The organism is Heliorestis convoluta (genome assembly GCF_009649955.1).
In the GTDB taxonomy this organism is placed as follows: Bacteria; Bacillota; Desulfitobacteriia; order Heliobacteriales; family Heliobacteriaceae; genus Heliorestis; species Heliorestis convoluta.
This window is the reverse complement of the sequence record NZ_CP045875.1, coordinates 1,676,750-1,687,114: the sequence shown is the minus strand read 5'-3', so window position 1 is coordinate 1,687,114 and position 10,365 is coordinate 1,676,750. Positions and strand designations below refer to the sequence as shown.

Annotated in this window: 8 protein-coding genes; 3 read left to right on the top strand and 5 right to left on the bottom strand. The window is 41.1% G+C overall.

The genetic code is table 11. The features are described from left to right. The first annotated feature begins 129 nt into the window (after positions 1-129). From recJ to FTV88_RS08050, 3 genes are all read left to right on the top strand, one after another. The gene (recJ, locus tag FTV88_RS08060) at positions 130-1,833 is read left to right on the top strand and encodes a single-stranded-DNA-specific exonuclease RecJ (protein WP_153725161.1); all 1,704 of its coding nucleotides are present in this window, start codon (positions 130-132) and stop codon (positions 1,831-1,833) included. Between the two features lie 459 nt (positions 1,834-2,292). Next, positions 2,293-3,465, top strand: coding sequence for an ATP-grasp domain-containing protein (locus FTV88_RS08055; protein ID WP_153725160.1), 1,173 nt, complete (start codon positions 2,293-2,295; stop codon positions 3,463-3,465). 207 nt (positions 3,466-3,672) lie between these two features. Continuing rightward, complete coding sequence (locus FTV88_RS08050; RefSeq protein ID WP_153725159.1) at positions 3,673-4,833, top strand: MFS transporter; 1,161 nt, start codon at positions 3,673-3,675, stop codon at positions 4,831-4,833. Positions 4,834-5,581: 748 nt separating this feature from the next. Here FTV88_RS08050 and sigG read toward each other — a convergent pair. From sigG to FTV88_RS08025, 5 genes are all read right to left on the bottom strand, one after another. Continuing rightward, a complete protein-coding gene (sigG, locus tag FTV88_RS08045) occupies positions 5,582-6,355 on the bottom strand; it encodes an RNA polymerase sporulation sigma factor SigG (RefSeq protein ID WP_153725158.1) in 774 nt (257 codons plus the stop codon). An 89-nt stretch (positions 6,356-6,444) separates the two neighbouring features. Beyond that, positions 6,445-7,152 carry an RNA polymerase sporulation sigma factor SigE gene (gene sigE / locus FTV88_RS08040; RefSeq protein WP_153726570.1) on the bottom strand — a complete coding sequence of 236 codons (708 nt, stop codon included), beginning with the start codon at positions 7,150-7,152 and terminating at the stop codon, positions 6,445-6,447. A gap of 57 nt (positions 7,153-7,209) precedes the next feature. Beyond that, complete coding sequence (locus FTV88_RS08035) at positions 7,210-8,028, bottom strand: sigma-E processing peptidase SpoIIGA (RefSeq protein ID WP_279236715.1); 819 nt, start codon at positions 8,026-8,028, stop codon at positions 7,210-7,212. Between the two features lie 147 nt (positions 8,029-8,175). Continuing rightward, positions 8,176-9,345 carry a cell division protein FtsZ gene (gene ftsZ, locus FTV88_RS08030; RefSeq protein WP_153725156.1) on the bottom strand — a complete coding sequence of 390 codons (1,170 nt, stop codon included), beginning with the start codon at positions 9,343-9,345 and terminating at the stop codon, positions 8,176-8,178. A gap of 124 nt (positions 9,346-9,469) precedes the next feature. Then, the gene (locus tag FTV88_RS08025) at positions 9,470-10,255 is read right to left on the bottom strand and encodes a cell division protein FtsQ/DivIB (protein WP_153725155.1); all 786 of its coding nucleotides are present in this window, start codon (positions 10,253-10,255) and stop codon (positions 9,470-9,472) included. Positions 10,256-10,365 lie beyond the last annotated feature (110 nt).

The following is a 10,365-nucleotide window of genomic DNA, read 5'->3' as shown; positions in this document are numbered from 1 at the left end:
CTCACCTTCCTGATTGTTTTTTTTTAGCATTTTTTGTTTATTCTCTTCAAGAATGGAGAATACCTTTCTTTCGCCTCGTAGGATTTAAACAAAATGAGTCGAATGATTAGAAGAATGAGGTGATTTAATTTGACCAAGTGGCTATTGCCTTCTTTCGCAATACCCGATTATGCAGGTGTAACGGCTTTACAAGCATCAATTCTATTTCAAAACGGAATTAAGCCCGAAGAAGCGGAAATCTTTCTCCGCTCTTCCGTACAGGATTTACTCGATCCTGGACTGTTAAAAGACGCAAAAAAAGCAGCCTTTTTGATCAAGGCTGCGATTGAGCAGTCGATTCCAATTACGATTTACGGTGATTATGATGCCGATGGTATTACGGGGACAGCATTACTTGTTGAAGGTTTACGGAAGCTCGGTGCGACTGTAGATTGGTATATCAACAGTCGCTTTGTCGGTGGCTTTGGTATGCAAGTGCAAGGTGTAGAAGAAATTGCAGCACGAGGGACGCCTCGTCTTATTGTGACTGTAGACAATGGTATCGCTGCGATAGATGGTGTCAAACGAGCTCAAGAATTGGGTATGGATGTTATTATTACAGATCATCACGAACCTGATAAGACAATACCGCCTGCAAGCGCTGTAGTCAATCCAAAGCAACCAGACTGCCCTTATCCCTTCAAAGAGTTGGCCGGTGTTGGTGTTGCTTTTAAAGTGTTGCAAATTCTTTTCGATGAGGTGCAACGACCTAGAGAATTGCTTCGTTCTCTCGACCTGGTTGCTCTAGGTACTGTAGCCGATGTGATGCCTTTGCGAGGAGAAAATAGAATTTTTGTCAAAAACGGTCTTAAGCTATTGAATTGGGGAGAAAAAACACGCTTGGGCTTTCGAGCGATTAAAGATGTTACAAGTTTACAAGGTGACATTAATGGACACTATCATCTAGGTTTTATATTTGGACCTATGATCAATGCCAAAGGTAGGCTTGAAGGTGTGCCTTTTGAAGCCGTAGAATTGCTGTTGACCTCCGATTCTACCAAAGCCTATGAATGGGCGGGTACTCTAAAACGAATCAATCAATTGCGACAGCAAATGACGGAAAGCCAAACAGAGATGGCTAAGACTTTGGTAAAGAAGGAAGAGGGCTTCCATGTACTTTATGATAAGTCTTTTCACGAAGGTATTGTTGGTTTAATCGCTTCTCGGCTAAAAGAACGCTTTTATAAACCTGTACTGGTACTAACAGATAGCACCGAAGAAGGGATTGTAAAAGGATCTGCTCGAACAGTAAAAGGTTTTTCTCTCAAAAAGTACTTAGTCGATGGCTGTGCCGACCTTTTGGTGAAAGGCGGTGGTCACGATATGGCCGCTGGTTGTTCCTTGCGTAAAGAAGATATAGCTTCTTTAAGGGAACGTCTGAGAGGCTTTATTCAAGGGGTAGATGTTACTCTTTTTGAGCCTTCTGTTGACGTTACGGCTTTGGTTCGACCTGAGGATATCTCTGTTAGCTTGATCGAAGAGGTCGAAGCATTGGCGCCTTATGGCGTTGGTTTTTCAAGACCGCAGCTCTTGTTGATGCCTTATGTGCCACAACAAGTTTTTTTCATTGGAGCGGAGCAAAAACATCTAAAACTGCGGGGACCTCATTTTGAAGTCATTGCTTTTCATCAAGCAGAAAAATATCGTCAAATGGTAGATAAAGAGCCTCTCGCTCTACTTGGTTTGCCGGAAATAAACAGCTTTAATGGTTCATTGCAATTTAAAGTTAGGGATCAGGGTCTTCGAAGATACAGAGACTTTGAAAAGCAATCCGTCATAGGTACTTCGTTGTAGTAGCTGGCTATAGGTTCCTATTTTCTTCGTGATAGCTATCTTCTTGTTGATTAAGAGTAGATAGCGCCAAAGCCAATGAAATGAGAGAGTATAAGAGGAACCTGAGAAAAGATTGAATCAATTCACCAAATAAACCCATTTTTGCTTTCGACTCCTTTTTGTTTTGAATGTAAGGGTAAGATGCCTATAAAAAAGGGAGAATGAAGGCTGAATATTTGGAAAGATTTAACTGGGTGCTGAATATCTAATACGAGAGAGGTAGATTGTACATAGAGACTTCGTAATTTATGTTTTTAGTCTACCCTTTTTACGTTAATTCATAAGAGGAATGGCTTAATTAAACAGAACTGCGAATTTGATCTATATTTTATTTTGCGACATATTCGCTTGGAAGGATGGATAAAAGAATTAGAGAGTTTAAAGATCTGAAAGAAGAATTATAGAAAGGGTGGCTGATCTGTGAACGTTCTTTTCTTATCTCCTCATTTTCCATCAAACTATTATCTCTTTGTAGTGGCTTTAAAGAAGGCAGGGGCAAAAGTCTTTGGAATTGCTGATGTACCTTTTGAAGATTTGCCTGTGGAACTACGAGAATCATTAACTGACTATTACCAAGTTCATTCCATGGAAGATTATGACCAACTACTGCGGGCTTGTGGTTATTTTACCCATCGTCATGGTAAGATTGATCGCATTGACTCCTTAAATGAGTATTGGTTGGAGTATGAAGCAAAGCTGCGAACAGACTTTAATGTCTGGGGGGTTCAGAAAGATCAAATCGCAAAAATGAAAAATAAAGGTCTTATGAAAGAGGTTTTCGTGCAAGCGGGACTTGAAGTACCGAAAGGTCGTGTTGTTCAAACTTTAGAAGAAGCGCGTGCTTTTCTTCAGATTGTTGGCTTTCCTGTTGTGTTAAAGCCGAATTCTGGCGTCGGTGCTGCAAATACACACAAAATTCATAGCCTAGAGGAGTTAGAGAATCTCTTTTGCCAAAAAGAATCCATTGGTTATTATGGAGACTACATTATGGAAGAATTTATTGAAGGTACGATTTATTCTTTTGATGGTTTAACTGACAAAGAAGGCAATGTTCTTTTTTATACTTCTCATCGTTATGGCCAAGGTGTTATGGAAGCAGTTAATGAAGATTTGCATATCTACTACTATTCTCTTCGAGAAATTCCTCGCAAGTTAGTTGAAGCGGGCATGAAGATTGTAGATGCCTATCAAGTTCGACAACGTTTTTTTCATTTTGAATTTTTCCGTACAGCTGATGATCGCTTTATTGCTTTAGAAGTAAATATGCGACCACCCGGTGGATTAACCATGGATATGTTTAACTACGCCAATGATATTGATCTCTATCAACAATGGGCCAATGGTATAGTTGACGAGAAAAATACTTTTTACTACGAAAAGAAATATTATTGTGCTTACGTAGGAAGAAAAAATAATAAAAAGTATATACTTTCGCACGATGATATACTTCGACAATACGGTTCTAAGGTACCCCATCATAGCTCTATAAGCCCTGTTTTAGCGAGAGCCATTGGTGACTATGGCTATCTCTATCGATCTCCGCGATTAGAGGAGGTAGAAGAAGCTATTGATTCAATGCTTGCTCTTTGCTAATCTTATTTTTACGTGACACCCTATTTTTGGTAAAGTGTACTGAGAATGTTTATACAAAAGAAAGAATCTGTATTTTAATGAATTCGTTTCTCACCCCGTTGACGCCATTACTGCATTAGGGTATAAATAGATTATGATAACACATATAGTACAAGCTGTAGAAAATTGTAGATTAACAAGGTACTACGATCGAAGGGGAGGGATTGAATGCTAAAGTGGATTATTTACGCCATGGTTGTAATCGCTTTCATGGATACATTTGTTCAGTTGCCAGTCATGCCCCTTTACGCTCAACTACTAGGTGCAGGGCTCTTTCTTACTGCTGTAGTCACTTCGGCTTATTCCTTTGCCAACATGCTCGGTAACTTTGGAGCTGGTTGGTGTATTGGGCAGATAGGAAGAAGAAATGCTATCTTCTTCGGTCTATTGCTAGCTGCAGTTGGAGTTTTTGGCTATTCCATTGCAAATGATGCTTATACTTTATTAGCGATACGATTGATTCACGGCCTAGGTATGGCTGTTGTCGTTCCTGCTGCCTTTTCTTACCTGGCTGAACTTGCACCACCGAGTGAGCGAGGAAAGCAAATGGCCAAGTCCGGTATAGCCATTGCCGTAGCAGCATTGTTAGGACCCATGCTAGGTGGTATCATATTAGACAAATTAACGGTTTACCATCTTTTTTACATAATGTCGTCATTGCTTATCGTAACAGCTTTTGTTGTTCGCAAAGTGCTACCAGCGACCCCGGTGGCACAGGAAGACCGCTCTGTGAATATTCCTTCGTTGTTACGTAGACCTAACTTGCTCATGGCCTATGTGGCTGCTTTCATCTTGCTTTTTGCGAAAGGCACAATGGCCTTTGCATTGCCACTTGCTGCACAAGCCAATGGTCTGTCAGGTACTTCTATCGGCATATTGTTTAGTGCTTTTGCTGCCGTTGCGATTCTTGTTTTTGTAACGCCTTTGAGTCGTATCTCTGATAAGATAGGACGTCAAGTTCCTCTTCTGATTGGCATGATTATTGTGATGTTTGCGATGGGTGGACTGGCTTGGGCAACAACATTAACCTCTATGGTAGTTATGATGGTTATCTATGGGTTTGGTTTTGGCATACTCTTTCCCGCAGCCACAGCAACAGTTGTAGACAATTCTGATGATGGAGAACGAAGTGCCGCCTTCGGCCTTTTCTATGGCATGTTTTCTCTTGGTGTTGTCTTAGGACCCCTTGCAACAGGTTACTTTACACGCTGGGGCATTGATCCTTTTATCTTTGCGAGTATCTTCGTCTTCGTTATGACGACAAGTTTATTCTTATTATTTAGAGATATTTTTACAACAAGAACGATTGGGTTTGAAAGCAAAGGGTAATGCTCCTGTAACGATGTTTTACGATAAAACTACTTGTTACAAAATAAGCGCAAACTTTAAAGGACAGATGGATTGTAGGCAATCAATAATGGAAGAAACCCACTTGTCTCCTGAAAACAGGTGGGTTTCTTGCTGTTTATAAAAATAAAAAATTTAAAAAGCATAAAATAATTGAAAATGGAAAAAAATGATGCTTGCAATTTCATTTTGGTTGTGTGATAATACTTCTTGTCGCCGCGAGAAAGCGCCGACAGAAAGCGACAAAAAACGCTTTTCAATAAGCATTTGGTCCTTGAAAATCAAACAGTTGTAAACAAGTCAAGCGTGCGAAAATGTCGAAGCTTTCGGGCTTACGACAAACCAATCAATTCTGAGAGCTTTTGCAGATTCGGTGATGGTTTTTCGAAACCTTCATTATAAATACAAAAGTTATCAAAAAAAGTCAATTAAGAGCTTTATCAGGCTCACCCATAATTTTTTGGAGAGTTTGATCCTGGCTCAGGACGAACGCTGGCGGCATGCCTAACACATGCAAGTCGAACGGAGTTAAGGGATAGCTTGCTATTCCAAGACTTAGTGGCGAACGGTGAGTAAATAACGCCTGACCCCACCACAAGGTAGCTATTTTCGTACTATATACTATGAAGCACCCACTCCTTTCGTGACAAAATCAAGCCCAACCCTTTCAATAATAAAAAAAATAGCACTCTTAAATAAGTGCTATCGCTCAAAACTTGCGCGCTTGGCGCTACAGATGCTTACGCATATGTCCTAAAGCAGCCTTTTCCAGTCTCGACACTTGTGCTTGAGAAATTCCAATCTCATCGGCTACTTCCATCTGCGTTTTTCCTTCAAAAAAACGAAGCGTCAGAATCAACTTTTCCCTATCATTTAGCTTCCGCAAGGCTTCTCGTACAGCGATGCCTTCAAGCCATTGTCCATCCTGGTTTTTCTCGTCACCAATCTGATCCATTACAAAGATGGGGTCACCACCATCATGATAAATGGGTTCAAAAAGTGATATCGGTTCCTGAATGGCATCAAGAGCAAAGACGACTTCTTCTCGGGCAAATCCCAGAGCTTCTGCAATTTCTGTTACAGAAGGCTCTCTTGAAAGCTGATTGACCAGTTGATCTCGTATTTGTAGCGCTTTATAGGCAATATCACGCAAAGACCGACTGACTCGGATAGGGTTGTTGTCTCTTAAATAGCGACGAATCTCCCCAATGATCATAGGCACAGCATAAGTAGAAAACTTTACATTCTGACTAAGGTCAAAGTTGTCTATCGCTTTCATAAGACCAATACAACCGACTTGAAAAAGGTCATCTACATACTCCCCGCGGTTGGTAAAACGTTGAATTACGCTGAGCACCAAGCGCAGATTGCCGCCGATCAGCTTCTCTCGAGCAGAAATATCTCCTGACTGCATGGCCTGAAACAAGGTTCGCATTTCTGCGTTCGTTAGCACCTGTAATTTTGAAGTGTTAACACCGCAGATTTCCACCTTGTTGACCATCATGGACAACCCTCCCGACACTGCTATTCATCACATACAGTAGTATGAGCTTGCCAGCAGTGCCTTATACTGTCGTAGCTCCATGAAAAAAATTACTCCATGCGATGGATTTCTTTGCGCAAGCGTTTAATGATTCTTTTTTCCAATCGGGAAATATAGGATTGAGAAATGCCTAGCAAATCTGCCACTTCTTTTTGTGTTTTTTCTCGACTATCACGAAGACCAAAACGGAGTTCAACGATTTTGCGTTCTCTCGATGTTAGTTTGCTCATCGCTGCATGTAGCAGTTTACGGTCCACTTCTTCTTCAATGGATTTGTAAATAATATCGTTCTCCGTGCCTAAGACATCGGATAACAATAATTCGTTCCCATCCCAATCAATATTTAGAGGCTCATCAAAAGATACTTCCGATCGCGTCTTATTGTTTCTTCGCAAATACATAAGAATTTCATTTTCTATACATCGTGATGCGTATGTAGCTAACTTTATTTTTTTCAATGGATCAAAAGTATTGACTGCTTTGATTAATCCAATCGTACCAATAGATACAAGATCTTCTGTTCCAACACCTGTATTCTCAAATTTGCGTGCAATATAAACGACCAGACGCAAGTTCCTCTCAATTAAAATCGATTTAACAGTTAAATCGCCTTGTTCTAGTTGTACTAAGAGATGAATTTCTTCATCATTTGTTAGTGGCGGAGGCAAGGTTTCACTAGAACCGATATAATGCACTTCTGATAAGAGGTCAAATTTTTGTAGTAGCTTCATAAAGCTCGATTCGAGGGACCGCCCCATATTCTTAAATAGCAAGAGCGGCTTCTCCATCAACAAACATACCTCCTTTCATAGAAACTAATGTTCCCAAGCCGTAGGAACTAAAGCCTGGTAATGCCCCGATGGATCGAGCCGTTGGTGACTTAAAGCTACGATTGCATCATGACAATGAATCACTTCATTATCTCGGTACAGTTCCACTCTGGTGGGTCGAAAACCTAGAAGGAGGCCCTGAGGGTTTCCCATGGATGTGTAAGGAATATAGCGAGGTCGTAAAGACTCATCTGTAGCTGCACTCTCACTCCATCCTGGGGGCAGCAGGTGAGCAAGAGCTTGATACTCAACGATGATGACAGGATTGCCTGTTAAGGGATCGACAAGCTGATTGCCACTATCTACAAGCGCTCTAACTTTGATCTCTTCAGCATGTATTTTCAAAAGTAAATCTCCTTGCCAAACTCTTTTCTGCCCATGATTACGCCAGTACGTAAGTCCCATTGCTGCTAGTAAGGCTGATAGAATCAGTAGCAACCAGAAAAAGATACCTGTGAACCATTTCTCTGAAGGTGCAAAGGCATAGAAAATCCCACCTACTACCCATGCACCTAAGTAGAAAATGATTGAGCCTTGCAAAAGTTGCCGCATCCCCTTGATTGGAAAAGCTATCTTGACCATGAGAACAGCAAGAGCTACTTTATAAAGCCCTAAAATAAAATCATAGATTTGAACCCATAAAAACAAGATAGACAAGGTGGCACCTACTGCACCAGCCAACAAGATTCTAGGGACTCTACTCTTCCAGCGCAGAACAGACCCTGTGATAGATAGCAGTAAAATATCCATCATGAAATTGAGCAACCACAGAACATCCCAATAAATAATGACTCTCTCATGCACTCCCTCTGAACACCACCGTTGTTTCAATACAAGAACATTATACCCGACAGTTTTTACAAAAAATGTCACACTTTGCGTTAACAGCCTAATAAAATAAAAAAATAACCTTGCAAAACTCTTTGCAAGGTTATTTGAGATAGTTTTCCATTAGCGATTGCGTAGTTTCCGAAGAAATACTGGAATGTCAATATCATCCGTAAGAGGATTGACCGATTTTACATCGATTGGTGGAAAAGATGGTTGCGGTGGCGGTGGCGCTGATTCTGTCTCCTCATTCTGCTTGGCAGAACGTTGCCCATGAATCAAAACTTTTTCTCTTGAAGACGTTGTTGTGGTCGCTGTTTGACGGAAGGCCATTTTTTCAACATGATCAAATCCTGTTGCAATGACAGTAACCCGTACTTCATCTTCCATCGATTCATCAATGACGGCACCAAAAATAATATTTGCTTCTGGGTCAGCGACTTCTGTTACAATCTCGGCTGCTTCATTTACTTCTAACATACCTAAATTAACGCCGCCAGTAATGTTCATAAGGACGCCTCGAGCTCCATCAATGGAAGTCTCTAGCAGAGGACTCGAAATTGCTTTCTTCACCGCTTCAACAGCTCTGTTCTCACCAGTAGATGTACCAACACCCATAAGAGCAGATCCTGTATCAGTCATAATTGTTTTTACGTCAGCAAAGTCTAAGTTGATCAATCCAGGTACGGCAATCAAATCAGAAATTCCTTGTACGCCTTGGCGTAAAATATCATCAGCCAAACGAAAAGCTTCATTCATGGGCGTATGCTTGTCCACCACTTGAAGAAGTCTGTCATTGGGAATGACAATTAAGGTATCTACTGCAGCTCGCAGCTCTTGAATGCCCTTATCAGCTTGCATGGCTCTTTTCCGACCTTCAAAAGTAAAAGGACGGGTTACAACACCAACAGTTAAGGCACCCAATTCTTTAGCCACTTCCGCAACAACAGGTGCTGCACCAGTTCCCGTACCACCACCCATGCCTGCTGTTACAAAGACCATATCAGCGCCTTTTAAAGCATTGTATAAATCTTCGCGACTTTCCTCGGCTGCTTTTTGACCAATCTCAGGATTCGCACCAGCACCGAGTCCTTTGGTTAGCTTTGTACCGACTTGTAATTTAATTTCAGCACGAGACAATTGTAAAGCCTGTGCATCGGTATTACAGGAAAGGAACTGTACACCTCTGACGCCATGAGAGATCATTCTATTAACGGCGTTGTTACCACCACCGCCTACGCCAACGACCCGAATCACAGCCAATGGATTCAGATCCACATCTAGTTCAAACAAAGGGAGTACCTCCTTTAGGATGGCAGTGATTTACTTTTTTACTGCATTCTTTTCTAAATTTTGCTTTATGATCCCTATTTCTTCGCTAAAAAGCTCTGATTTCCTCTAGATGTTGGAACTTTTTTTAGTCATAGATTCCATCACCGATGGTTATACCCATACTTCTGATTCCGTGCAATTGCGCACCTACCTTTGGCTTAATCGCCGGTGCTTTAGGAGATGAAACATTTATGTAACGAACTTTATTTGTTTCGCCGCTCAAAGCAAGTTCATTCAAAATCTCCTGTAACACTTCTCCTTTCTCCTGGGTATGTTCAGCAACACCAAATCGAATCTCTATACCTTCTGTCGTATAAAGTACAAGTCTGCTTTCGACACCAACATGAAGCTCACCAATGCGCAAAAGTAATGTAGGTGGAAATTGCATTAAAACGTTTAAAGCAAACGATATTGATTCGTCACGAAAAGCTTGTCCTGGCCCGCTCGCTTCAGTCACCTCTATTCCTGTTATAACAGGAATACGAAAGCTTCGAAGAGAGTCGATTGATTTTAGATAAATTCCTTCAGAATCTAAGAGGACAAAGGAAGCACCTTGCGCTATAACAGCGAGAGGCTTTCTTTCTTCAATTTGTAAGCGAACCTCAGAAGGCCACTTTCGCATTACCTTAACATCTTTTATGTGAGGGTGAAAGAAAAGCTGCTCTTGAATACGGCTCTCATCGAGACGCCACAAGTTCTCACCATTGCGAACACCAGAGAGACGAATCACTTCCTCTTCTTCTAACAAGTTGATGCCATCGACGGTTATTTTCGTCACACCGAAGTAGGGTGAATGGATGAAGTAATAGATTGATAAGAAAAGAAGAGAGAGAAAAAAGAAGGCGAGAACATTGGTACGTCTCCGAACCATTATGGTGCCTCCTATCAAAATATAGCATTTAGAGTGGCAAAAACTACCATGTGTTAATTATACCAAAGATTTCTTACCCTTCCAAGAGGTCTAATGCTTAAAAAAGCAGA